23 protein-coding genes are annotated in these 26,967 nt (G+C 32.6%); 3 read left to right on the top strand and 20 right to left on the bottom strand.

What is annotated here, in order from left to right:
- Positions 1 to 2 precede the first annotated feature (2 nt).
- The 6 genes from CEF14_RS17625 to CEF14_RS17600 all read right to left on the bottom strand — a co-directional run bounded on the left by CEF14_RS17625 (position 3) and on the right by CEF14_RS17600 (position 5,407).
- Complete coding sequence (locus CEF14_RS17625) at positions 3 to 938, bottom strand: ABC transporter permease (RefSeq protein WP_102694021.1); 936 nt, start codon at positions 936 to 938, stop codon at positions 3 to 5.
- A complete protein-coding gene (locus tag CEF14_RS17620; RefSeq protein ID WP_102694020.1) occupies positions 935 to 1,873 on the bottom strand; it encodes an ABC transporter permease in 939 nt (312 codons plus the stop codon). Before CEF14_RS17620 ends, CEF14_RS17625 begins: the two co-directional genes overlap by 4 nt.
- A gap of 32 nt (positions 1,874 to 1,905) precedes the next feature.
- Positions 1,906 to 2,730 (bottom strand): M55 family metallopeptidase, encoded by an 825-nt coding sequence (locus tag CEF14_RS17615; RefSeq protein ID WP_102694019.1) that lies wholly within the window; start codon positions 2,728 to 2,730, stop codon positions 1,906 to 1,908.
- 304 nt (positions 2,731 to 3,034) lie between these two features.
- Complete coding sequence (locus CEF14_RS17610) at positions 3,035 to 3,955, bottom strand: S66 peptidase family protein (RefSeq protein ID WP_102694018.1); 921 nt, start codon at positions 3,953 to 3,955, stop codon at positions 3,035 to 3,037.
- 137 nt (positions 3,956 to 4,092) lie between these two features.
- Complete coding sequence (locus CEF14_RS17605) at positions 4,093 to 4,890, bottom strand: class I SAM-dependent methyltransferase (protein ID WP_102694017.1); 798 nt, start codon at positions 4,888 to 4,890, stop codon at positions 4,093 to 4,095.
- A 250-nt stretch (positions 4,891 to 5,140) separates the two neighbouring features.
- Positions 5,141 to 5,407: a hypothetical protein gene (locus CEF14_RS17600; RefSeq protein WP_211284692.1), complete on the bottom strand. Its 267-nt coding sequence runs from the start codon at positions 5,405 to 5,407 to the stop codon at positions 5,141 to 5,143.
- 337 nt (positions 5,408 to 5,744) lie between these two features.
- Between CEF14_RS17600 and CEF14_RS17595 the strand changes: the two genes are divergently transcribed.
- Complete coding sequence (locus CEF14_RS17595) at positions 5,745 to 6,605, top strand: patatin-like phospholipase family protein (protein ID WP_102694016.1); 861 nt, start codon at positions 5,745 to 5,747, stop codon at positions 6,603 to 6,605.
- A 79-nt stretch (positions 6,606 to 6,684) separates the two neighbouring features.
- Here CEF14_RS17595 and CEF14_RS17590 read toward each other — a convergent pair whose 3' ends face one another.
- The 6 genes from CEF14_RS17590 to CEF14_RS17565 form a co-directional block, all read right to left on the bottom strand.
- On the bottom strand, positions 6,685 to 7,224 hold the full coding sequence (locus CEF14_RS17590; protein WP_102694015.1) for a chromate transporter: 540 nt from the start codon (positions 7,222 to 7,224) through the stop codon (positions 6,685 to 6,687).
- On the bottom strand, positions 7,221 to 7,784 hold the full coding sequence (locus tag CEF14_RS17585; protein ID WP_170061555.1) for a chromate transporter: 564 nt from the start codon (positions 7,782 to 7,784) through the stop codon (positions 7,221 to 7,223). The genes CEF14_RS17590 and CEF14_RS17585 overlap by 4 nt, the downstream gene beginning before the upstream one ends.
- 48 nt (positions 7,785 to 7,832) lie before the next feature.
- Complete coding sequence (locus CEF14_RS17580) at positions 7,833 to 8,303, bottom strand: Lrp/AsnC family transcriptional regulator (RefSeq protein ID WP_102694013.1); 471 nt, start codon at positions 8,301 to 8,303, stop codon at positions 7,833 to 7,835.
- A 508-nt stretch (positions 8,304 to 8,811) separates the two neighbouring features.
- On the bottom strand, positions 8,812 to 10,200 hold the full coding sequence (locus CEF14_RS17575) for an NAD-dependent succinate-semialdehyde dehydrogenase (RefSeq protein WP_407690481.1): 1,389 nt from the start codon (positions 10,198 to 10,200) through the stop codon (positions 8,812 to 8,814).
- 11 nt (positions 10,201 to 10,211) lie between these two features.
- Positions 10,212 to 11,516: a 4-aminobutyrate--2-oxoglutarate transaminase gene (gabT, locus tag CEF14_RS17570; protein ID WP_102694011.1), complete on the bottom strand. Its 1,305-nt coding sequence runs from the start codon at positions 11,514 to 11,516 to the stop codon at positions 10,212 to 10,214.
- 191 nt (positions 11,517 to 11,707) lie between these two features.
- On the bottom strand, positions 11,708 to 13,111 hold the full coding sequence (locus CEF14_RS17565) for an APC family permease (protein WP_102694010.1): 1,404 nt from the start codon (positions 13,109 to 13,111) through the stop codon (positions 11,708 to 11,710).
- Positions 13,112 to 13,417: 306 nt separating this feature from the next.
- Here CEF14_RS17565 and gabR point away from each other — a divergent pair, with 306 nt between their 5' ends.
- Positions 13,418 to 14,824, top strand: coding sequence for a MocR-like transcriptional regulator GabR (gene gabR / locus CEF14_RS17560; protein ID WP_102694009.1), 1,407 nt, complete (start codon positions 13,418 to 13,420; stop codon positions 14,822 to 14,824).
- Positions 14,825 to 15,061: 237 nt separating this feature from the next.
- Here gabR and CEF14_RS17555 read toward each other — a convergent pair whose 3' ends face one another.
- Positions 15,062 to 15,925: a glycerophosphodiester phosphodiesterase gene (locus CEF14_RS17555; protein WP_211284634.1), complete on the bottom strand. Its 864-nt coding sequence runs from the start codon at positions 15,923 to 15,925 to the stop codon at positions 15,062 to 15,064.
- Positions 15,926 to 16,243: 318 nt separating this feature from the next.
- Here CEF14_RS17555 and CEF14_RS17550 point away from each other — a divergent pair, with 318 nt between their 5' ends.
- Positions 16,244 to 16,522, top strand: a complete 279-nt coding sequence (locus CEF14_RS17550; RefSeq protein ID WP_245890204.1) for a hypothetical protein — start codon at positions 16,244 to 16,246, stop codon at positions 16,520 to 16,522.
- A gap of 281 nt (positions 16,523 to 16,803) precedes the next feature.
- Here CEF14_RS17550 and CEF14_RS17545 read toward each other — a convergent pair whose 3' ends face one another.
- The 7 genes from CEF14_RS17545 to CEF14_RS17515 all read right to left on the bottom strand — a co-directional run bounded on the left by CEF14_RS17545 (position 16,804) and on the right by CEF14_RS17515 (position 26,870).
- Positions 16,804 to 17,700, bottom strand: coding sequence for a restriction endonuclease (locus CEF14_RS17545; RefSeq protein ID WP_102694006.1), 897 nt, complete (start codon positions 17,698 to 17,700; stop codon positions 16,804 to 16,806).
- A complete protein-coding gene (locus tag CEF14_RS17540) occupies positions 17,693 to 19,678 on the bottom strand; it encodes a hypothetical protein (RefSeq protein WP_102694005.1) in 1,986 nt (661 codons plus the stop codon). The genes CEF14_RS17545 and CEF14_RS17540 overlap by 8 nt, the downstream gene beginning before the upstream one ends.
- A gap of 382 nt (positions 19,679 to 20,060) precedes the next feature.
- Complete coding sequence (locus tag CEF14_RS17535) at positions 20,061 to 21,560, bottom strand: restriction endonuclease subunit S (protein ID WP_102694004.1); 1,500 nt, start codon at positions 21,558 to 21,560, stop codon at positions 20,061 to 20,063.
- Entirely contained in the window at positions 21,560 to 23,026 is a 1,467-nt protein-coding gene (locus CEF14_RS17530) for a class I SAM-dependent DNA methyltransferase (RefSeq protein ID WP_102694003.1), read from the bottom strand. The genes CEF14_RS17535 and CEF14_RS17530 overlap by 1 nt, the downstream gene beginning before the upstream one ends.
- A 28-nt stretch (positions 23,027 to 23,054) precedes the next feature.
- On the bottom strand, positions 23,055 to 23,843 hold the full coding sequence (locus CEF14_RS17525) for an abortive infection family protein (RefSeq protein WP_102694002.1): 789 nt from the start codon (positions 23,841 to 23,843) through the stop codon (positions 23,055 to 23,057).
- Positions 23,844 to 23,865: 22 nt separating this feature from the next.
- Positions 23,866 to 26,208 carry an EcoAI/FtnUII family type I restriction enzme subunit R gene (hsdR, locus tag CEF14_RS17520; RefSeq protein ID WP_211284633.1) on the bottom strand — a complete coding sequence of 781 codons (2,343 nt, stop codon included), beginning with the start codon at positions 26,206 to 26,208 and terminating at the stop codon, positions 23,866 to 23,868.
- Positions 26,209 to 26,396: 188 nt separating this feature from the next.
- Positions 26,397 to 26,870, bottom strand: coding sequence for a hypothetical protein (locus CEF14_RS17515; RefSeq protein ID WP_102694001.1), 474 nt, complete (start codon positions 26,868 to 26,870; stop codon positions 26,397 to 26,399).
- Positions 26,871 to 26,967 lie beyond the last annotated feature (97 nt).

Raw genomic sequence — 26,967 nt, 5'->3', positions numbered from 1 at the left:
TCTCACCCCCTAAGTTTTGGATCAAGAGCATCTTGTAACCCATCACCTAAAACATTAAATGCAAACATCGTAATTGCTATAAACAATGCAGGGAAAAATAATCTCCACCAGTAACCTGATAAAATAACTGGCAATGCATCGTTTGCCATTACACCCCAACTCGCAAATGGTGCTTGTATACCTAAACCCAAAAAGCTTAAAAATGCTTCTGCAAAAATTGCACTAGGTACTGTTAAGGTCATTTGAACAATAATAGGTCCCATTGTATTTGGAAGTAAATTTTTTCTAATAATTCTGAATGTTTTAGCACCAAATGATTTTGAAGCTGTTACAAATTCATAATTTTTAATCTGTAAAACTTGCCCACGTACAATTCGTGCCATACCTACCCATCCTGTAATGGTTAATGCAACAATGATCGTTGTTAAACTCGGTTCCATAACTACCAATAGAAGGATTACGACTAATAAATGTGGCAAACCGTATAAAATCTCAATAATTCGCATCATCAATAAGTCAACCTTTCCTCCCTTATAGCCACTTATTCCACCATAAATAATGCCTATCGTGACATCAATAATAGCTGCCATTAAGCCAACAAATAACGAAATACGTGCTCCATACCATGTTCTCGTAAAAACATCTCGCCCCATCTCATCTGTTCCAAACCAATTAGTGCTAGAAGGTGGTTTGTTTTGATTTGGTAGATCCATAGTAGTGACCGAATGTGGAGATAACATTGGTACAAAAATAGCTGCCAGTCCTAAGAAAATTAAAAAAAATAGACCAAACATCGCTAATTTGTTTTTCTTTAAACGTCTCCATGCATCAGCCCAATAGGAAAGGGATGGCCGAACAACAATTTCTGCTTTTTCTGCATTTTTTACTTTGGGCTTGAACCATTCGTCTTTTACGCTAATTTCGTGAACATTTGTCATGATGCATCACCTGCTTTTTTATGCAATTTGATCCGTGGATCTAAAATTCCGTAAACAATATCGACTAGGAATAACATAAACACTAAAAATGCACTATAGAATACTGTAGTTCCCATTATTACTGGGTAATCACGGTTATTTATACTTTCTACGAAATATTTTCCCATGCCTGGAATAGCGAAAATTTTCTCAATCACAAACGTTCCTGTTAAAATCCCAGCTAACATCGTCCCCATAATTGTTACAACAGGCATCATGGCATTACGCAATGCATAACGAACAATGATTTTCCACGTTTTTAACCCTTTTGCTTTTGCCATTTTAATATAATCTTGCGTCAATACCTCTAGCATACTAGATCTTGTTAACCTTGCGATTATCGCCATGGGACCTGTTGCTAATGCGAGTGTTGGCAATACCATATGCTTAGGGCTTTCCCAAGTAGCTGCAGGGAACCAGCCGAGCTCTCCAGCAAATACTTTAATTAGTAATGTAGCTAAGATGAAGTTGGGCAACGAAATCCCAATTACAGCAAACGTCATCGCTAGATAATCAATCACTCCATTATGGCGGAGTGCAGCTAAAGTTCCTAATATCACCCCAGATATGAGGGCAACTAATATCGTCACCATTCCTAATTCGAAGGATATTGGAAAACCTCTATCAATCAAACTATTCACTGTCTCATTTGGTTTTTTAATAGAAGGACCAAAATCAAATGTTACGATTGCCTTTAAATAACTTAAATATTGCTTATGGAGTGGTTGATCTAACTTATAAAATTTTTCTAAATTTGCTTGAATGGTAGGATTCGTCGTACGATCACTATCTAACGGCGATCCTGGGATTGCATGCATTAAAAAAAATGTTAAAGTTGCAATTATTAAAACCGTCACAACCATCATCAAAAATCGTTTGATGATATATTTCACCATACAAATCTCCCCTTTGCCCCTCTAGGATGTCCTTAACAATATTTTGCTTGGAATGCAAGCTCCGCCATGACCAACATTGCTCGATATGCTTCTAAAATATCTTTTGCATGAAATTCTACGATTGTTGTTCCTTCCATAATTCTTGCTCCTGGCATCAAAGCTGCCCATTCGGCTTGACCATAGTTGGTAAATTCAATTTTTAAAATTGGGTTTTCCGGCGGTGTTAATGGTTTAATTTCTCCCTTTTTAGCAATTGCCTCGGCAACTTTTTCAGCAACTAACTCTCTAGCTTTTTTTGGATGTAATGTTTTAACACATGATCTTGAAATCGATTCTTTCACAGCTGCTGTGACAACACCTGGAATTAGCGCTTCAATTTCTTTACATGCACAATCATCACCTGCTAAGAAAATAACAGGCACCCCATAATATCCTGCTACATATGCATTAAATCCAATTTCACCAATTTCTACATCATTTATGAAAATCGTTCTAAAACTAAATGTCATTGAGTGACTCATCACCCCTGGCATGCCAGCTCTAGCATGGTAACCGTCAAACAAGACGCCATCAAATGTTGCATCCACATTATGTACCATCGAAAATTGCTTAAAGTCTCCAGATATAAGTGTTGCATCTTCATGCAATTCTTCAACTAATAAATTATTCATCTTAGAATGACTGTCGTTCACCAAAACTTCTGTTGCTCCATTTTGAAACGCTGATTCAATTATGGCATTTGCCTCTTGTGTCATAATTCTACGTGATTTTTCATAATTGCGTTCTGAAGATGTTACGAACGTATAATCTGGTAACCCTGTAATACCTTCCATGTCTACTGAAAGAAAAAATTTCATCCTCAATTCCCCCTATCTATCTCATGCTGTTTATTGATAGGTTATCAGAAACTTTCTGAATATTCAATTATTTTTAAGTAATAAATTGTAATATAACTTTATTTTTACAGTAAATACTTTTTATTTAAGCACATTCATAATCAGGATCATATATTTTTTATCCATAAATAAAGCATTATAAAAATATATGATCTATTGTTGATTTTTTAATGAATTTTATTTAAAAGGATGGCAACCAGGAGGCATAATAATTAGCAAAAAATAAAAGATCCAATTTTTTTGATAAAACTGGATCCTTCTTTTTCTATTCTACTCCTGGTAATATAGCCAAATCTTTGTTCTCAGCATCTAAAATAACATCTACACCTAATGGAATACCTACATTCGGTTCACAATGTCCAATTTTAAAACCACTTACAACTGGTATATTCAAATCTTTAAAATAAGATTTAAATAATTCTTCTAGACTTGGTGAATCTTCATATTCTCGCGGATGTATTTCTGTAAATTCGCCGATAACAATGCCCTTTACTTGTTCGAATTTACGTGCTTGTTTTAATTGGTTAAGCAATCCATCAATTTGTGCAGGTTCTAATCCAATATCTTCAATAAGTAGAATTTTACCTGCTGTGTTAATCTCAAATTTCGTTCCTAAACTATTTGCAATTAATGTTAAGTTTCCGCCTGTTATTTCACCACGAGCTACTCCACCACAAATCGTAATGAGTGATGAAATCCTTTCATCATAGTGAATTTCTGCTGGTTGGAATAGTTGCTCAAACATATGCTTCGTACGTTCTGTTACATCGTCGCGTCCAATACTTGATAAGGTAGGACCATGGAAAGTAACAATATCTGAGTACATCCCGATTGCAGTATGCAAAAATGTAATATCAGAAAAGCCCCAGAAAATTTTTGGGTTCTCTTCTAACAATAAATAATCGATCTTATCTGCTATTCTTGCTGCACCAAAGCCCGCGCTCGCACAAAAAATCGCTTTAATCGTTGGATCCTCAATCATTTCTTGCAAATCTTTAGCACGTTCTTCATCTGTTCCTGCAAGATAATGATTATGTTGCTGTACCGTATCACCTAACACATAATGTAATCCTAATTCTTCTAAAAAATTGAGTGATTTTGTTAATCTTTCTATATTAGGAGGACTAGATGGTGCAATAATACCAACTGTATCCCCTTTTTGTAATCTTGGTGGACGTCTCTTCATATTCAAAACTCCTATGTTGAATTTATATAACTAACCTCTACTTTACCAAATTCTCTATTGAAAATGCGAGTAGTGTATGAAGAAAACGCCCCTTATTTTAAGTTTTCACAACATTACTATCCTTTTAATAAAATCGTTTATTTACTTTTTATGGCTAATTTAACCGAGGTCTCAATTGACTCTTTGAAAATCCCTGTATTATTTAGAGCCAATAATTCCTCTCTTACATTTTCTTCAAATAAATGCACATAATCGCCTAAGAATCGTTTACTCCCATAGGAAGTTGAATAGATATTCCCTATAATCGAATCAATTGTCCAGGTTTGCTCAAAAGTAGGAATTTGATGTACTTCCAAATCAAATTTGGAATTCTCGATCACCGCTTGATGACTAATTGTTGGATGTGAGTATGTCGTATTTCCCGCTCTTCTTTCTTCTCCATACCAATGTTTTACTACTTCGCTGACCTTCTTTTGCCATGGTAGAACTTTTTTATTTGGTGAATATTGATCGATGATTGCTACTCCACCCCCTAAAGAGACCATGTCATACAATTGTTCCAGAACTTCATCTCGATTCATCCAGTGAAATGCTTTTGCGATGGTAACAAATCTAAAAGAATTCTCATATTTACCTTTATAACTATTAATGTCACCTATAAACCATTCCATATTCTTAACTCGTCTCTCATTGCTTAAACGTTTTGCTTCATCAATCATTTCAGGTTCAGTATCAATTCCTACAATTTGTTCAAACCAATCTGAAAACCTTAAGGCTAATTGTCCTGTACCACAACCCAAATCTAACATTCGCCCATTTCCATCTAAAGAAATCCGATTAACTAAGAATCTAACTAAAGAAGCAGGATATAAAGGTCTATATTTTGAATAATATATTGCGGATCCTTTAAATAAATTTTCTCCATAGTTTTTCATTATGTATTCCTCTATTCTAATTTATTATCTTCGTATGAATTGAATTCTTAATAGTAATACGAACAGGAAACTAACTCAATTTAGTCACTTCTCATTATACATAATTTGTAAATAGAATAATTGCAATTGTATTCATTTTTTATACGAAAGCTGTAATCTTAATTTTCTGGCTCAATCACATATCTTTTGTTTAAAAAATAAAAACCCTAGCAACTGTGCTAGAGTTCCATTCATTCTAATATTTAAACTATTAACGCGCCTTGTAATTTACATCCGAATCTTCAATTTGCACACTAGCCTTAATTTGCGGTAATTTTAACCCAATCCCATGCTCTTTGTTATAGTCAATCCATTTTTGCTTCTCACGCTCAACTGCTCTATTCTGCCATTCCATCCAACCACATTCTGAACAATGACTTTCCACATGGCTATTACCATGTGTATCCCTATGATGGTAGATTGTATTTGACTTACAATAGTAGCAATAGATAATTTTATGATCTGTTGGCATGTACATAATAATATAAGATCCTCCTGTATTTCAGTATTAACACTTCCATAATTTACAAATAACTGGCACTTTATACAGGAGATTTCACATTTAGAAAAGATGTTTCTACGTTTTTGGCGTTGTATCATGATTTCAGCTCGTATTTCCACGGTCTTTTAGATTATATCCTTACTTTAATATGAGGAAATCACTATTAATAGATGTTACACTAGAAGAATATGTATGGTAAATAAAACTGTGTAAAATGAATAATCCCAAGACCATCCCTTTACCCTAAACAAGTATCATACTTGGATATTCTCTTATAAAGCTTCTGTACGCTTTTGTTAGAAAGAAGGATTAGATGTTAAAAACAAATGTAGAAAATACTAGTTTAATATTAGAAGGCGGCACTTTTCGTACACTGTTTACAGGTGGCGTATTAGATACCTTTTTAGATCAAGAAATTATGATGCCATATATTGTAGGAATTTCAGCAGGTGCAATTAATGCAACAGCTTACGTCTCTCAACAAAAAGAGCGGATGCTATGTACATTATTAAATTATCGACATGACAAACGATATATGGGTATACGTAACTTCTTCTCTGAGCACAGCTTATTTGGCCTAGACTTTGGTTACAATACAATTCCTAATGAGCTTTATCCATTCGATTGGGAAACCTATCAACAATACAATGGTCAATTATTATTCGGTGTAACGAATGCCCATACAGGACTAGTTGAATATAAAGACGCTATCGAAATGGATAAAGAATGTATGATGTTACGAGCTACATGTGCCATTCCTGTACTTTTTCCAGAGATTAAGTTAAATGGTATTCCTTATTATGATGGTGGGCTTGCAGAACCAATTCCAATTCACCATACGGTTGAACAAGGTTTTGAAAAACACGTTATTATCCTTACACGCCCAAAAGGCTATCGAAAAAAACTAGACCGTCAAAGTAAAATTGCAATGAAAATTCTTAAAAAACGTTATCCTGCAATCGTTAGAAGTATGGAAAAACGTGTTGATCACTATAACAAATCATTGGATTATTGTGAACAATTAGAAGCAGAAGGTAAAGCATTTATCTTCCGTCCTAGTTTTGCACTTAAAAGTTTTGAAAAGGATTTAAACCAAATTCGTACAAATTATCAAATGGGTTATGAACAAGGGGTACAAAGAATGGCCGATTTAAAAAGATTTCTAGACAAATAAAAAGACAGGTCACTATGATCTGCCTTTACTACGCTTATAGCTGTTGAACAAATTCTTCTTTCAATACTTTGATAACTCCTTACACAACATATTGAAGGACAATTCCACCATAAACAAAAGCGGCTAATATCACTAATGCCGGATGTATTTTTTTGATTTTCATTGCCCAAAAGGCTACAGCAGCGATACCTAGAGATTGCCAAATTCCAATCGAATGGATTGAATCCTTTGTCATTTGCCAAGTAATGATTAGCATCATGATTGCTAGAATTGGCTGCACTAACAATGTCATTCCTTTTACAACAGGAGACTGCCGATATTTATTTAGTACATTCAATAGAACAATCAGTAGAAATGTAGAAGGAATAATGGTCGCTATTAAGGCAACGACAACGCCTATCCAGCCATAAACATCATAACCAACAAACGCTGCAATTTTGGTCGCAATAGGACCCGGTAGAGCATTTCCAAGAGCCAGCATATTTGAAAATTCAGCGTTGTTTAACCAATGATAATGTTTTACAATTTCCTCGTACATTAGAGGAATTGAAGATGGTCCACCACCATAGCCAAGCATATTTGCTATAAAAAAGCCGAGAAAAATATGTATTAAACTCATAACAAAGTGCTCCCCTTCTGCTCTTCTTTTTTCTTTTTCCACTTAGACACTATTTGAAAATGAATACTTCCATAAACCAAAAATAGAAGAACACCAATTCCTGAATGTACATGAATAACTTGCAGTAGTAGAAATGCAATTGCAAAACAGCTTATCCCCATTATGATTCCAAGTCCTTTTATAGATTTCTCTCCAAATTGATATGCCATTTCTCCAAGCATAACAGCAACAACTGGCATCACTGCTGCAATCATCCCCAGAACAATTTTCGAACTACTCAAAAAGCCTACAACAGATAAAAGTGTGATCATAAAAATTGAACTCGGTAAAATATGACATAGAATGGCCCAAACAGCACCTCTCACCCCTCTTAGCTTATATCCTAAATAACCTGCCATTTTAGTAGCAATAGGACCTGGTAGAGCATTCGCAATAGCTAAGATTTCTCCAAATTCATCATCATTCATCCATTTATATTTTACTACAGCCTCATGACGAAAAAGAGGCATGACAGACGGTCCACCCCCATATCCTAAAATTCCTGTTCGGAGCATCGCCATCGCTAATTGCTGATATAGCTTTTCTTTTTTCTCCACATTAAATCCCTCCTATAACTTCATACCAATCCGACTTTTATATCTCTTAATTAAAATTTGACAATCGACGCTCATAATCCCTGGTAAAGGATATAATCTTTCTTCTAAAAACTCTTCCATCTCTCGATTATCCTTAAATAAACCATGCATATGTAACTTACTTGGACCTGTCATGTGATAGAGACTTGAAACTGATGGTTCTTTTGCCAATATGTCAGCTACCTCTTGGAGATACTTTGGCTCCACTTCTACATTAAAAAAAGCTGACACCTTTAACCCCATTTTTTCAGGGTTAATCACAGCTGTGAAACGCTCGATCACTCCATTTTCCATTAGTGTACTAATACGTGCCTGAACTGCTACACGTGATAATCTCACTTCTTTTGATAAATCTGTAAATGAAATTCGTCCATTCTTATTTAAAAGCTGAAGAATATGCTCGTCTATTTCATCCAATTGAATCGTTGACTTATCTTCACTCATCTATATCCCTCCACATTTCTTTTTGCATATAAAGATAAAATATTATTTTCGATATGCCAGATAAATCCTCCACATCTAATCGTATCTATAAAAAAAAATCTACTCTACTTACAAATTGTTAAAAAACCTTAAACACAATAATACCTTAAAACAATCCATTCTTTTTACAAATTCAAGATTTTCTACAATTTATCAATAAAAAATGATTTCAAGTCTTTTAACATACCAAACGAAAGTCAAAATAAGTGTTTACATACAATTCGAAAGTGTTTTTCCTACACTTATGATTATTTTTCAAATCAACTTATATTATTCTCTAATCCACAAAAAAAAATCCAAGGTATTTTTCTATCAGGCTATCAACAATCGGCCTATTAGAGAGGAATAGGAATTTTCCAAAATAAAAAAGATCACCTATTGATAGATGATCTTTTTTACTTATTTATTTAAAGTCGAAAAATTCATTACCTACTATATTAACAGTAAGAAATAGAGCTTTTTGCATTGCTTATATATTTGTAGAAATATATTTTGTTTCTAGGTAAGGCTCAATCCCTTCAAGGCCGCCTTCACGTCCAATGCCACTTTCCTTCATTCCACCGAATGGGATATGTGCTCCAGATGGTGCACCATCGTTCCAACCTACAATACCAAATTCAAGATTTTCACTTAAGTACACACCTGTTTTATAACTTTCTGTAAAGAAGTAAGCTGCTAAACCATATGGTGTTCCATTAGCAATTTCCACTGCTTCCTCTAGTGTATGGAAACGTGTAATTGGGGCTACTGGTCCAAATGTTTCTTCTTGCATGATTTTCATTGTATCATTTACATCCACAACAACAGTTGGTTGAATGAAATAATAGCCTTTTTCATCGTTATAATCATATTCATTTCCACATGCAATATCTGCACCTTTTGATACTGCATCTTCTAACTGATTAACAATTTTATCGAACCCTTTTTTATTAATAATTGGGCCTACAGTTACGTCCTGATCTAGTCCATTGCCTACTTTTAAGTGTTTCACGGCTTCTACAAATTTTTCTGTAAACTTATCTACTACACTATCTTGCACAAGTAGACGGTTTGGACAAACACAAGTTTGTCCTGCATTACGGAATTTTGCATTGATTGTTTGTTGTACAGCCAAGTCAAGATCCGCGTCCTCTGCCACGATTAATGGTGCATGCCCACCAAGTTCCATCGTCGCATGTTTTAACGTATCAGCACAATTTCGTAAAAGTTCTTTACCAACTGGCGTTGATCCCGTAAATGTGATTTTACGTACGTATGGGCTATCTGTAAATAATTTACCGATACGTGGTCCATCACCATTGACACATTGCACAACATCTTTTGGAATACCTGCTTCATGTGCCAATTCAATTAAACGAATCGTTGTAAGCGGTGTTTCCTCAGCTGGCTTCACTATAAATGTACAACCTGCCGCAAGTGCTGGTGCAGCTTTTCGTGTCATCATTGCTGCCGGGAAATTCCATGGAGTAATGGCTGCTACTTGTCCAATTGGTTGTTTTATAACGGTTAAACGTTTTGACTCTTGATGTCCTGGAATTGTACGACCATAAATGCGTTTTGCTTCTTCTGCGTACCAGTCGATATAACTTACTGCATAATCAACTTCTCCTAGACCTTCTGCAAGTGGTTTACCATTTTCACGTGTAATTAGTTCACCAATTTCTTCACGATGTGCACGAACTAAATCAGCCCATTTAGATAATAGTGCTGAACGTTTATGTGCATTTACTTTTGACCATGTTTTAAAAGCTGTATGACCTGCTTTAAGTGCAGCAAGAACTTCTTCATTACTTGAAACAATAACTTCTTGTAATTCTTCACCTGTTGCTGGATTGTTTACTGTAAATGTAGACATTATTGACTTCCTCCTTAGCTATTCGCAAAAGCATCTTCTAAAATAGCAAAGCCTTTTTCTAATTCTTCATCCGTGATCACTAGTGGAGGCAAGAAACGAATCACATTCCCTTTAATACCAGCCGTTAATAATAATAATCCATGTTGATTTGCATAATTTGCGATATCAGTTACACGATATTTATCTGCCTCGCGAGTCACTGGATCTTTCACAATTTCCATCGCTACCATAGCACCTAAACGACGAATATCTCCGATTTCAGGATATTTTGCTTGTAATGCTTTTATTTTGTCTTCAATTTTTTGACCAATGATTTCAGCACGCTCTGGTAATTTTTCCTCTTTCATAATGTCGATTACTGCTAACGCCGCGGCATTGGCTGTTGGACTACCAGCATATGTACCACCTAATTGACCCGGATCGGAAATTTCCATCATTTCTTTTCGTCCAATTACGCCTGAAAGTGGCATTCCCGCTGCTAATGATTTCGAAACAGTTATTAAATCTGGCATAACATCAAAATGCTCGATGGCAAATAATTTACCTGTACGTCCGAATCCTGTTTGAATTTCATCTGCTATAAAGACAATGTTGTTTTCGTTACAGAATTTCACGACTTCTTGTACAAATTTTTTCGGCGGTACGATGAAACCGCCTTCTCCTTGAACTGGTTCCAATACGACACAAGCTACCATTTCAGGTGATACAGTCATTAAAAAGAATTCTTTAAATTCAGCAATAATACGATCTACGTATTCTTCTTCTGTTTCACCAGCTGGTTTTTGATATAAGTATGGATATGGCGCTTTATATATTTCAGATGCAAATGGACCAAAGCCCTCTTTGTATGGTTTAACTTTACTTGTCATGCCCATTGTTAGATTGGTACGACCGTGATAGCCACGTGTAAACGATACAACGCCGGATTTTTTTGTATAACGACGGGCGATTTTCACAGCGTTTTCAACCGCCTCTGCACCAGAGTTTAATAAAATAACTTGTTTGTCATGTGTACCTGGTGTAACTTCACAAAGCTTTTCTGCTAGTTCGACATAATTTTCATACATGATGACATTGAAGCCTGGGTGAATTACGTGATCCACTTGTGCTTTTACAGCCTCCACTACTTTTGGATGATTATGGCCTACATTAATCATACCGATACCAGCTGCAAAATCAATCCATTCGTTTCCCTCTACATCAATAACTGTTGCCCCTTTTGCCTCTTTTGCAAAATTTAATGAGCCATTGCTTACTGCTCGAACAACATATTTTTGTCGTTTTTGTAATAATTCCTCTGTTTTTGTAGTGACCTTCATTTTTATTCCTCCTCGTATTGTAATTACAGAAAATTATGGCATCTTCTGGTGAAAAGAAAAGAACCAATTTTCAGCTTTTTTAGGATCCAGATAAACTAGATATGAATAGTAATTTGCCTCAAAAAGATGATGTTCTTTCTGTGTAAAAATAGGCGCTATTACAATAACTATCTACTCTACATAACTGTGCATCATGATGAAGTATAATTTTCACTTTTCTCAAAAACATCTTCAGATACTTTCACAGAGTTTAATGAATATAATGCAAAGCCAATTAAGCACCAAACACCTAGAATAACCCACTCCATAGGCCAAACTAATGCAGATGGCATACCAGGTAAATAGAATACAATAAATAAAATACTTAAAACAATCGCCATCACACCCGTAAATTTCCAATATTTCACTCTATAAGGACGATGTAATGCTGACTCTGTTTTGCGTAGTTTCATAAATGCAATCGAAACAAGTAAATAACCAACTACAATCCCTACACCACCTGCATCTACTAACCATACCAATGCTGGGCGGCCTAAAAAGGGTGCAATTGCAGCTAAGACACCTAAGAAAATAATCGCATTTGTAGGCGTTTGATACTTTGGATGAATGTATGAAAACCATTTTGGAATCATATTATTTTCGGCCATTGCATAAAGAATTCGGCTACCACCGATAATGAAAGCATTCCAGCTAGTGATAATTCCCGCAATACCGCCAACTACTAAAATATATCCCCAAATTGGACTACCAAACAAAGCGACCATCGCATCTGCTGTTGCAAGTTGACTCTTCAAGAGCAGATCATCTGGAAGAGCTACAGCTACACCAAATACAACAAATAAGTAGAAACATACAGCGCTAATGATAGAGACGATAATAATACGACCTATTGATTTACCAGGTGCATTAATTTCCGCAGCTACTTGTGGAATAACATCGAAGCCAACAAATAAAAACGGAATCATCACGAGTACGGAAAGTGTACCACCAATACCATCCGTGAACATTGGTTCTAAATTCTTTAAATCACCGTGAGCAATTGCTCCATATACGATTAAACCTGCCACTAATACAATTGCTACTGTAAAAATATTTTGGAACACTGCAGCTGGCTTAATGCCAAAGAAATTGAGCGCTGTTAAAGCAATTGAACCAACTGTACCAATTAACGCCCAAGTTAAATAGACTTCCCAACCACCTAAAGTCCAAAGACTCACTTTATGCTCTACTGGCATTACATAATCAATTACAGTTGGTAACGCAACTGCCTCAAATGTAACAACTGATACATAACCAAATAGCACTCCCCAAGCTGTTACAAATGCACTTTTCTTACCAAATGCTCGTTTTACAAAAACGAGCCCCCCACCTGTTTCTGGCATCGCAGATGAAAGCTCTGCATATGTTAGACCAATGAAAATAACTAATAGACCACCCAATATAAAAGCAATAACTGCTCCTAGAAATCCTGCACTTGCTACCCATTCTCCTGAAAGAACAACCCAACCCCATCCAAGCATTGCTCCAAGAGATAAAAACAGTACATCAATTTTTGACATAGATTTCGTAAAATCTTTATTATTGTTATTACTCATATGCATTTCTCCTTTGTGTATAGCTCTTTCCGATAAAGTAACTCTTATCGTTTAGCGAATTATGTAATCCTCTTGCGTTTTGACAACTTCTAACCCCTTTTCCACAAAATTATGGGCCATTATTCACAGCTCAAAAAATCGAATTTTCATCGTTATTGTTGTAATTCTTCTGCCTTAGTTGTGACATTCATTTTTCAATTCCCCCTTGTTCTACATTTACAGAAAATTATGGACAGCTTATCATTAAAAGAAAAGAACCAATTTTTTATTTTTTTAAGAACCAGATGATTGAAAGGGAGATTGCAAATGATAGCAGAACAAAATACAGAGCGAGAATATAAATACAAACAAATTTATCAACAAATAAAAAATCAAATTTTGTCTGGTATTTATAAGCCACAAGAAAAGCTCCCATCAAAACGCCAATTAGCTGAACAATTAGATGTTAGTACTAATTCTGTTGTTGTTGCATTCGATCAATTACTTGCTGAAGGCTATATTTATAGTGTGGAACGAAAGGGATATTTTGTAGAGGATATTACGCTTTATGAAGCAGATGACAAAGAAGTAAAACCATTGCCCAAACATTTGAAAGAAACAAGGAAAACTTCCTCAAACATTATTTCATTTTCACATATGAGTGCAAATATGGATTTGTTTCCATACAAAGAATGGTTGAAATGTGAGCAGAAGGCGTTGAAAACATTCCATCAAGAGCTTTCATTTATGTCGCACAATCAAGGGCCATTTGAAGTGCGTCAAACTTTAGCACAATACATAAGCTTTAATCGAGGAGTACGTTGTGAACCAGAGCAAATTATTTTTCATTCCTCAAGTCAAGCACTCGTTTCACAATTATTAGAATTATGTGGTGACAACAAATCTATAGCATTAGAAAACCCTGGGTATGCTCGCTATTATGAGTTGATTCAACAAAAAGGATGGAAAGTTCATACCGTACCAATCGATGATAGCGGATTCAAAATTGAGGCCATTCAACATAAAGACATTGACCTACTTTACACAACGCCGTCACACCAATTTCCCACTGGAATTATTATGCCGGTATCACGTCGTTTTGAATTATTAAATTGGGCAAGTGCAAAAAAAGGGCGCTACATAATCGAGGATGATTACGATAGTGAATTCAAATACGGAACAAGTAATATTCCTTCCCTTCAAAGTCTTGATCGTAATAATCGTACAATATATACAGGTACATTCTCTAAAACATTATTTCCTGGTATACGTATTAGTTACATGGTCTTACCTCCGGAATTATTGGAGATCTATCGAGAAAAATTTGATTACTTACTTCCACAATGTAATACATTGAGTTTATATACATTACTTTATTTTATAAAAGATGGATACTACCAAAAACATCTTCGTAAAATGACACACCATTTTGAAGCGATACGTCAAAAACTTATCAAAGAACTAAAAAAAACATTCAAAAATGACATTAACATATTAGACATTCCAGCTGGTTTACATTTTCTCGTTAAAATGAAAACCACACGCGATTATGATGAAATTGCTGCACGAGCAGAGAAAGCGGATATTCACTTTTTTAATATTAAGAGATTTTCATTAATTGAAATCAAAGAACCAGATGATGAACTTAGCTTTATTATTGGCTTTGCAAGCTTGAAGGAAGAAGAAATAAAAGAAGCCGTTCAACGACTTTTTACAACTATTAAAGGATTATAAAATAATCTTAAATTTTATTGAAGGTAGTAGAGGGATTTAGAAAAGATTTCATAGGCATTTCCAAATAATCATAACCTTTATGATGATCATGATATTCGATCATCTTCAGTATGGAAAGTGTTCATAGAAATTGCTTTCTATCATGTCTTTATAAAGATTAAAAGCTCAGAAAGATTGTAAACATTCTTTCTGAGCTTTGCTAACACTTTATTAAACTATTAGTGAAAATGGTGAAATTTACTTTCCTTTCTTCACCTGATTCAATAAGTCTGGGAAGTTTGTAAACATTCCTGTTACCCCCCAGTCAATTAGTTGCTGCATTCTCTCTTTATCATTTACTGTATATGGGTGAATTTCAAGTCCGCTGTTGACGACCTTTTGTATATATTCTTTATTTAAATACGTATGGTTCGGCCCAATACCAATCGCATATTTTTTAATATTTGCGATTTCATCATCTGTAATAACTGCATTCCCTTTGTAAGATAACAATTGGATTAGGTTCAGTGATGGATCGAGTTTATTCATGATTTTCAGACTATCCGCACTAAAAGATTGAACAAGTAATTTCTTTTTATTGATATCATACTTATTTATAAGACGTAAAAGTTCTTCTTCCATACCAGGATATATGTTAGGCGATTTTGTTTCGATATAATAACTAGCATTCTTTCCAAACTTCCTAAAAATCTCTTCAAGAGATGGTACTTGTAATCCTACATACTCTGACTTAGCATATTGTGGATATGCTTTATTAAACCAACTTCCTGCATCCAAATGTTTGATTTCATCTAGTGTATAGTCTTTCACAAGACCTGTCCCATTTGTTGTCCGATCCAACTTTTCATCATGCAAAGCAATTAATTGACCATCCTTTGTCATCTGTAAATCGATTTCAATATAGTCACCATGCATTTTTTCTCCCATTTGATAGGATGTAATTGTATGCTCAGGAGCATAACCAGAAGCACCACGATGTGATATATTTTCGATATCCTTGTATTTTTCTTTAGCCATTGCTGTACCTCCATTTGTTGCAACACCTACTACTAACACTAAGGCCCCAAGAGCAGATAACCATTTTCTTTTCAACTTCAACATCTCCCATCCTATTAATAGATTTCTCTTCAATAATAACAGGAGAATATTAATCTCTTTTAACCTTCTTGTAAATGTTGGTAAATTATGTGTGCATATGAACGATAAAAACACCTTCATTCTTGATAACTGATACTAAAAAATAGTAGTTGCCATTAAGAATGAAGGTGTTGATAAATCTTAGCTTCTTGTAGTTAGATAACATTATCATTCACCTCATCTAATTTTTCCACCGACCGATTTGGACCATATAGATAGGTATGTACTATTAGTTTCTGTGGTAAAATTTATGAGATTTTATAAAAGGAGAGATGAATAATTATGGATAAGAGAAGAGTAGGTATCATTTTAGGTTTTACATTCTTAGTGCCTGTGATAATAAGTATTATCGATTTCTATGTGAAAAAAAGACCAATCTCTGATGCTTATTGGGATATCACCATTTATAGCGTATTATCAATTATCGGTATTGAACTTGCAATAGGCTCTTGGGTTATGACGAAACGAAGTATTCCTTTAATTATCGGGTTATTAGCAAACGTCTTTGTTTTGCCTTGTGCTTTTTTATTACTACTTGCAATGGGAATTAGTGAAAAATAAAGTTTTTAGTATAATATACTAGGAGATTACGTGTTATTTTACTTGCTAAAATTGTTTATAAACCCCAACTTTTAGTATAGAACCATTATATATATGAAGGAACTTACCACAAAAAAAAGAAACCCCTTTAAAAAGGGATTTCTTATAAACCTTGATACCGGTGGTCGGGATATAAATAGCAGGTCAAATATTGATTTAATAAGGTTTTGCAAAAGCTATGTGTAAATTTTGTGTAAAATTTCTTAGAAATTATTTATTTCTTGAGTTTATTACTTATATCATTATCCAAAATACTTACGTTTAATATATGACATTTCAGGGTCAGCAAGTATCTGCTCAATTTGAGTTTTATTTATTAAAATACATTTAAATGGTATATGATACTTATTCTCCTTCAAGGCCTTTTCAAACCAATCTTTAAAATCACTTGTTATTTTCCTATTTGTCATTAAAAGATAATAATCTGGTTTATGCATAAGTACTTTCACTACTTCTTCATATATTTCTCTAACACTTAGATTATCATAATCCTTTGAATACTTACATTGAAGAATCCATGAGTTCGAATAATTAGTTAATATAGGTATCCAAGAATAGGCTGCTATTTTAAACTCTCCATCTCTTCCCCTATCTTGCCCTTTTCCTATAATCTCTATATTCTGCCCTCCCCAATGAGATATAATATCTAAACACAATGCCTCAAATGCTCCCGCTTCATCTACCTTATCTTTTCCAGCATATTCTTTCGGAAGTTTTATTTCTCTCCAATTTAATTTTCGTGTGTATTCTGAGAACCTTTCATAACTTTCTTTATCAGACTTAGTAATATGAAACTCACTAAAATTTACTCTTCCTATAAGATTTCCAGATTCTATTTTTAAATTGACTAAATTTATGTCTAAACTTATAAAATTATCTTCATCTTCTTTTACAATTGAACTTAATTTATAGTTATCGCTATCTAATTTTACGTCTAATTCCTTTATAGTGATGGTTACTTCAGAACTTTCACTAAAAGGTTTAGCAGTTATCTCTAAAAATGAGATAATAAATTTTCCTTTACCTATGAAATCATCCGAATCATTATAAATTTTTATCGGTTCTCCGACAAATTTATCCAAGTATTCTCTCGTACTTAGAAGTTCTGAATTTGGCATAATGTATTTTGTATTACTCATTATCCATCACTCCTCTTGAGATAAATTCATCGTTTGGATTTATATATAAAATCCATTCTAAAATATCCCTCATATCATAATTTATCGAATCATTAAGTGGAATATTAAAGAGGTATGTTCCAATAATATTTTTTGTAAAAACTTTGAAACGTTCGAATGTTTCTTCTATTACTAAGGAATTAAGTTCTTCATTTGAAATATAAATAAATTCAAGAAAGTCTTCATACAAAATTTTTCTCATATCTTTGTAAGTAATATCATTGGAATTATAATTTGTCCCTGCTATTATAATTGAACAGTAAAGTGAAAGTTTATGAATATCTTGTGTTTTAAAAATAGTTTCCCAAATTTTTATTAAAAGTCTAGATTTATTATTTATCTCTGTTTCATTTCCCATCTTAAAATACAATTTAATACAGTTATTAATATCAAAACTTATACTTTTTTGTGAATTCAAAAGGTCTTTTAAAAACTTTAACAAATCATCTGTAAAATCATCTACATTTTTAGCTTTATTGTAAGGACTATTTTTTCTTCCTAATAAACCATTATTACTTGTGTTATTTATTAAAATATAAGGGTCAAGGATTTTAAAATTGTATTCGTCTTCTTTAGAAACAAAATAATATACCAATTCAAGATAGTTTGACAATTTCTCTTTTGCTAATAAATATGCTAAATCAGTATCTTTTCTTCCACATCTTATATTTTTTAATATAAACCATAAAGAATCAGTTTTTTCATTATCCGGTGTTTCTAATAACCTGCGTTTACTGAAATGCATATCATCATATTTTTGATATTGCCAGTTTTTGAATACTGCATGTGATAAAACTTCAATATCACTAGTCAACTGTTTGTGGTATAAATTTTCTGATATAGATAAATCAGATACTCTTATTGCGATTTCAAAATCATTTAGAGATAAATTATCTTCTATTACCTTTTCTGCAATTTTCCATTTCATTTCCTTAGTATAATTTTGGTAGGCACTTTCAATTAATTCTTCTACATTAGATGAACTTCTAAAAATTTCACTAAGAATGAACATCTTATAGTCACTAAATCTTTCAGTCATGAACTTTTCTGGACTAACACCTATTTTATTTACTTCCTGTTCTAAAACTGATATTAATTCTTCTGAAAAATCATTATAAAAATCAGGGTTTATAAACTTATTAAAATTCTTTTTAAATTTGCTTTCCAATTTATTAAATATATTTTGAACAGTATTATGTTCTTTTAATTGTAAATTAAGCTCTTCTAAAACTACGTCTCCCTCTTCCATAGTCATTCCCAATCTTTTAGAATTTATAAAATGCTTAATAGATGCTTCAATGAGTTTGAATAGAATATTTCCTATATTTTCATCATTCAAAATTTTATAATTGTCCTTAATAATCTTTAAATACAAATCCTGTTTATATTCTTCACTTATACTTTGTATAGTTTTCAATAAGGTTTTGTTAGAATATTTCCTTTTATTAAATTTAGATATTACTATATTTCTAGCTCTATATAACCTGAAATATTTAGGATATTCAATTATATTTAATGTGCTTACTTTGCCTCTACATAATTCATACTGAGTTTGTTCATTTAATACTTTTTTGTGAGCACCTAACATATATTTATCAAATGAAAGTTTGGGAGTATAGTGTCTTTTTTCATCTAATTCTTTTATAGGAACCTTTAAAAAGTTTTCCATTTCCATTTGGAAAATTTGGGATAGCAAAATTAATGCAGTCTCTGATTCCATATGTAAATCAAAATAATTAGCTTCAGTAATAACACTTTTTAAAACTTCTATTTCTTGATTAGTAAACCTCTGTAAATAATCATCCGCTAAAACATATTTTTTAAATATAGAATAAGTAAATTCCTCTAATAGGATATCAACATAAGAATTAAATTTACTATCTAATTCTGGAATAAATGAATAAGTACTAAAATTAAATGTTCCTATTCTTTTATACAAAATGAGTCACCTTCTCCTTCATGTTTAAATCTTTTCTTTATAAAAAGTTCGAATAAACTTTTAAAAATCCCACGAGCATCTATAAATTTATATAAGCATTAATAATTATTCATCTAAATATTACCATTTTTTATTATAATACTATACTCACAAGAAAGCAGGCATAGTAAAAAACATTTATCTTTTTTATAAATCAATATTCACTTATTATCAAATTTCGTAGATTTTATACAATACATCTTCACTTTGCCGAATAGTTGCATCTCATCTTTTCTTAACAAATATGTTGGTGTATAAAAAACATCCCAAAAGCCATTATAGGCTTACTGGGATGCTCTTTAATTTCAAACATGAAATACTTAAAATAGTAGCAATTTATTAATTAATACTTAGTACCATCTATACATTTTACTAATCTTTCTTTTACAAATTGAAGTTCTTTCACTTTTTCAACAATTCTTTTTTGTTCTTCTAATGATGGTAATGGTATCAGAAACATTTTTAATTTTGCCATACTCAAACCTTCCCTCGATACACCAACTTGACTATCCATAATAGTTTGTTGTATATACGGTGACATTAAACAGTAATGAAGATATTCTTTAATCTCTATATCAATCAATCGTAAAATACATACATGTTGATTAACATTTCCAATTAAAAAATCTGACGGAACAATGCTACATCTTCCAATGGATGCACCTGTTATATTAATAAGTAAATCATTAGGTCTTACTATACTTCCTGCCTTTTTAGAATTTATTTCTTCTGGAATATATGCTACATTATCAAGCTTTAATCCATCGTTCCAAACATTTTGAGAACGTATAAATACAATACCTTTCTCAACATAAGCTGCTTTTCCGCCTAAAGGTGTACTTCCTGAACCTATTTTACTAACTAATTCTCCTAATCTTACCCATTCCCAACTGTCAGGAATATCAAATGGTATTTCACCTTCTGTAATCTCGGGTAATGCTTTGTCTTTTTTAATGACTTTATCTTTGATTAATTGTTCCTTCTCTTCTTTAATTCGCTGAATTAATTCACTTGCAGGTTCGTTACTTACATCTTGTGACACTAATTTACCTTGCACTGCATATTGTAAGATTGATTTTTCAAGTTGAGATGGAAAGACCTTTCTTAATTTTTGCTGTTCTTCATGTAAAATAGAATATTCCTCTACTTTTTTCATTAACTCTTGAATCTTTCTAACAATACGTTTTTGTTCTTCTAACGGTGGCAAAGGAACTGTCAATTGTCTTAATTTGCTCAATGACACAAAAGATTGAACAGCTCCAGAAGCTTCTCTTTTCAACCTTTCCTCCATTAAAGTTAGATAATAGAATACAAAATCCATATTCAACTTATTTTGAGGTAAAGCTTTAAATAAACCTACATTTTTTATACTAAATTCTCTATCTTTTTTTACTACTACAGGATTTCCTATACTTCCAATCATGGCAAATAGAATATCTCCATTGTCAACTTTTGAGCGCTTCGATATTTCTATATGGTCATCTGTAGAGATATATTTAATTGGTTCAAATATTAAATTACCGTTTTTTAAATTTTTACTTGTTACTAATGGAATCCCCTCTTTTACATATTTAGGAGTATCATGAGTTCCATCCCTTACATCCATTACTTCTGCTGCTCTTACCCATTCCCAACTCGTAGGTATATCAAATGGAATTTCATCCTCTGTAATTTGAGGTAATACTTTCTCATCCTTGATAATTTTAGCTTTAATTAATTGTTTTTTTTCTTCTTTTATACGAGTAATCAGTTCATTTACAGGTTCATCACTTAAATCTGGTGGAGTTAATTTTCCTTGCATTGCATATTGCAATATCGAATTCTTTAATTGCTTTGGATTCATTATTGTTCACCTAAAGTTTTTTCAATTTCATCTAAAATATTATCGATTTCATTATTTAAACGTTCACGCTGCTTTTGATAGATTGTTATCAATTCATGAGGTTCTAGAATCGTTTCTTCTTCATGTGGATAACTACATAAGTCTAAATTATAATCTCCATCAATAATTTGTTGTACACTGTATTTATTTGCTTTAAAACCTGTTTCTTCTTCAATTACTTCACGATTATTCCACCACTCCATTGCCGATTGTAAATGTTCTAGTTTAATTGGTTTTGTTTTAGAAAAGTTTTTATATCCATCTGGCATATCCACACGATAGAACCAAATATCTTTTGTTGGTTCTGTTTTTTCAAAGAACAATATATTTGTTGTAATACTTGTATATGGAGCAAATACACTATTTGGTAATCTGATAATTGTATGCAGGTTAAATTCTTTAATTATTTTTTCTTTAATTGCACGTTTAGCACCATCTACACCGAACATAAATCCATCAGGTAAAATAACTGCTGCTCGACCATTTTGTTTTAAGCGATACATAATAGTAGATAAAAATAAGTCCGCGGTTTCACTACTTCTTAATTCTATAGGAAAATTCATTTTGATTGATTCTTTTTCTGAACCGCCATATGGAGGGTTCATCATAATGACTTCAAATTTATCTTTTTCTTCGTAGTCACGTACATTTTTCTCTAGGCTATTACCATGAATGACTTGAGGATTATCCATATCATGTAATAGAAGATTTGTTAAACATAATAAATATGGGAATGCTTTTTTCTCGATACCAAATACAGATTTACTATATAAATCATTATCTTCTGTTGTTTTAATTTGTGCTTTTAAATAGTTAAGTGTTGACGTTAAGAAACCGCCTGTACCACATGCAAAATCCGCGATATGTTCTCCTAATTGAGGTTTAATCATATGGGTGATAAAGTCTGTTACAGCTCGTGGTGTATAAAATTCACCTGAAGCACGTTGAGCTTGTAAATCTTTTAAAATTTGTTCATAAATTTCATTAAAAGCGTGACGTTTTTTATAATCTGTAAAATCGATGTCATCTATTACATTAATAACTTGTCTTAATAATACGCCATCTTTCATATAATTGTTCGCATCTTCAAAGGCAAAACGTACAATTGCCTTATTAATCGGTATTAGTTCATCTACTTCAATTGATTTTAACGCCGGAAATAAATCATTATTTACAAAGTCTAACAACGCTTCTCCTGTTCTTGCTTCTCCATCCTTTTCATCTACAGCCCAATTGCACCAACGGAATTCTTCTGGAATAATCGATTCAAAATCGTCATCATCGAATTCCCATTGTTGTTCTTTTGCATCATATACTTTTAAGAACAACATCCAAACAATTTGTTCGATACGCTGAGCATCTCCTGAAATTCCCGCATCATTACGCATAATATTTTGTAGTGTTTTTACAAATGATGTAATTGTCATTATTTATTATACCTCTTCATTCTAAATACTAACTGTCTATTACTTCTTCTAATTGGTCACAAAACTTAATAATATTTACCATATTATCACAAATTAATTTGCTCTCTATAGTATTTAATACTTCATTGGGGTGAGCAAAACTTTCATGATTTCTAACTTTATTATATTCATTTAATAGGTTAGTTGTACTCTTCAATATCTGAATTGTCATAGTAGAATCAATCACTTTTAATTGTTCAATATATTCTCTATAATTTTTAAAAATAGTATGCAAGGCATCGTCTCGAACATATCCAATATTATGTTTTTTACATAAACTTCTAAAATACTGCATAGAAAATGTATGAAGTCTATCTAGCGCTAATTCTGGTTTGTTATTTTTCATATTTTCTTTAATGTCTGTTACTAATTTAGGCATACTTTTTGATATATTTAGGACATCAACATATAATTTATCTAATTTTTCATATGAAATACTACCAGTAAAACTTTCTAAAATAGATAAACATTTTTGATAGTCTTTTTCTTCTTCACTTGTTATCTCTATTTCATATGCGTCTTTACACTCTTTCCAATACCTCACTAAATCTTTGAGTAGGTTATATACAACGGACTCGTCTTCTTTATCCCAAAAGCTTCTTAAACGATTTGCCTTTGAAGTACCGTAATTGCTATATTCATCTGACAATATATCTCTCCCTGTAGAGGTAAGGACAAATTGTTGAAAAGAAGCATTGCTGAAATTTAGAACATACCCTGTATTCATTTTAAATAATTTCTCAAACCAAATTCTATCTACTTTCGCTGGCCATTCCATTATATTTTTCTCACCCTATTTATTAAGATATATATATTTCTTCTTTTAGTCTTTTAACGGCATCTAAGTATTTCTTCTTACCCCCAAAGGTGTTTGCAATTCTCATTGGGCTTCCATATTTTTGAAACTCGTTTAACTTTAATACTTCTATATCCTCAATTTCAGTAATTCCTTCATTTTTGTATTTTTCGAGAAGTAATTCTAAAACTTCTCGAGCCTCATCTTTATATTGATAGATATAACCACGTTTTTTAACATTATTGACTCGTTCAGCTTTTGTAAGTGGTGGTTGGTCAAATGCTAAATGCAAAATCAAATCAAATTCATCCACATCTTGAAAATTTGTTTGTTCTCGAACAGCATCTAACAATATACCCTTTTCTTCTAATGTATTTAGTATAACTTCTTTTTTCTCTTCTGTGTTCCATTTATGAATGAAGTTATCCAATGTTGCATATTCATTGCGAATGTTTTTCTTTGTATAGTCAATTAAACTTTCAGTAATTAATTTACCGCCAACATCATAATATTGAACACGCTCATTTATGATTTTAACATCAACATCATTTACTCGATATTTATGGCGGTGCTTTCCATCGTTATCATCCTCAAAATCATCCATTTCCTCTGGAATATTATCGAATCCTTCTTGTCCTTGTTCATCCGGTGCATCGCCCATATCACCGTCTTCTGGCACATCCATAATAATTATTGGGTCTCCGTCAAAATCAGGGTCAGCGAACAACCGACTAGCATTTCTGAAATCCATAATTGTGAAATATTCTTTACCATGTTCTACATCTAAACGTGTTCCACGGCCGATAATTTGTTTGAATTCTGTCATTGAATTGATATTTGAATCCAGCACAATTAACTTACATGTTTTGGCGTCTACACCAGTCGTTAAAAGTTTAGAAGTAGTCACTAATGTTGGATACTTACTTTCTCTATCAGTAAAATAATATAGCTGCGCCTTACCTTCCTGATTATCCCCTGTAATACGCATAACATATTTATCGTTTTGTGCAACAAGGTCGCTATTTTCATTTATTAAAGCTCTTCTCATACGTTCTGCGTGGTCTATATCTACACAAAATACAATTGTTTTTGCAAATCTATCAGTTTTTTTTAAATATTCTGTAATCCGTTTTGCAACCACTTCTGTACGTTTATCGATAACAATATTTTTATCAAAATCCTTTTGATTATATTCTCTATCCTCGATTTCTTGACCGTACATGTCATGCTTTCCTTTTTCAGGGCGATAACCTTCTAAATCTTTATCCATACTAATCCGCATTACTTTATAAGGTGCTAAGAATCCATCATCAATTCCCTGATTTAATGTGTATGTGTAAATTGGTTCACCAAAATATGAAATATTTGATGCTTCTTTAGTTTCTTTTGGCGTTGCAGTTAAACCAATTTGAGTCGTACCTTCTGTATCAAAGTATTCCAATACTTTACGCCAGCGACTTTCTTCTTTTGCTGAACCTCGATGTGCTTCATCTATAATAATCAAGTCAAAAAAGTCAGGCTTAAATTGACGGAACGGTTCTTCCCCATCCCCACCAGCTAATTGATGATACAAAGCTAGATAAATTTCATATGAACTATCTAATTTTCGCCCCTGTATTTTGGTCATTACTTTTTCAAAAGGTTTAAAATCATTTTCCATCGTTTGGTCGACAAGTACATTTCTATCTGCTAAAAACAGTACTTTCTTTTTCATACCTGATTTCCATAGACGATAAATAATCTGGAAAGCTGTATAGGTTTTACCTGTTCCAGTGGCCATTACGAGCAAAACCTTATCTTGTCCATTAGCTATTGCTTCAACTGTGCGGTTAATTGCAACTCTTTGATAATAACGAGGTGTTTTATCTCCCAATTGGAAATAATAAGGCTCTTTGATTATCTTCTCTTGTTCAGGAGTTATCTGTGCATCGCACATATATCTTTCCAATAATTCTTCTTTTGTTGGAAATTCATCTAATGTCAGTTCGCGTTCTACACCTGTTAATCGGTTATGTTCAATAAATCCATCACCATTAGATGAAAAAGCAAATGGTACATCTAATACCCCTGCATAGTCAAGAGCCTGCTGCATTCCAGCCCCTACTTCATGCTTATTATCCTTTGCTTCTACAATCGCAATGGGATAATTCTTTTTATAGTATAGAAGGTAATCTGCCTTTTTTCTTTTTCCACGTGCAGTTAAATTACCCCGAACAATAATACGACCATCTGTGAAATTGTATTCACAAAAAATATCATTTTGAATATCCCATCCTGCTTTTTGCAATGCTGGCGTTATGTATTTTAATTTAATATCTTCTTCTGTCATTTCATATTTAGATTTCATACCAACACCCACCCTTAAATTAAATATATATTTATTATTATTTTACACTATTGTCAATGAGATATTATAGATATTCCCATTTTTTATAAGGATATGTTTGGCTATTTTAATAGAAATATATAGTCAAATTAAGCGTATTAACAATAGAAAGGCATTCCCAAAGTCAACTAGGCTTTGAGAATGCCCTTTTATTTATATCTCCCAATAAAATCAAGAATTGCTTGCGATATAGCATCTTGCAAACGATATTGAGGGTACTTTTCACTCATTAATGTTTGGAATTCATTTAAGATTGCTGTGTTAATTTTAAAATTCTTTGTTACAAACTTTGCTCCATTATCATATACTTTTGGACTAATAATTAAAGAAGCCGAGTTATAGAATTCTATAATTCTTCGTAATGTTGCTTCATTTTCCTTTATGTATAATAAAACATCTTCTTCCTTATGTTCACCTTTATTATCATTACCTTCTAATGGAACATATTGCTTTTGTTGACGTGAATAACGGTAACCGTCTTTATTTAATAAACTTGTCATGCTTGAATAAGCAATGCCTAGATTTATTGCTACCTCCTTTAATTTCATGTTCTTCATCAAATAATCATTTACATATTTTACTCTCTCCTCTGCTACTAGACTTCTAAATTCAACTTCATTCATATAATCTCCCCCTTATAAAATTTTTATTATTATATTGCTTTAGGTTTACTTTCATAACTGTAATAAAGCTTTTTTGAAAAAATTTGTTGCTCGAACC

It is taken from the genome of Rummeliibacillus pycnus (assembly GCF_002884495.1).
GTDB lineage: Bacteria > Bacillota > Bacilli > Bacillales_A > Planococcaceae > Rummeliibacillus > Rummeliibacillus pycnus.
The sequence above is the reverse complement of the archived record's forward strand: the minus strand, read 5'-3'. Positions and strand labels throughout refer to the sequence as shown.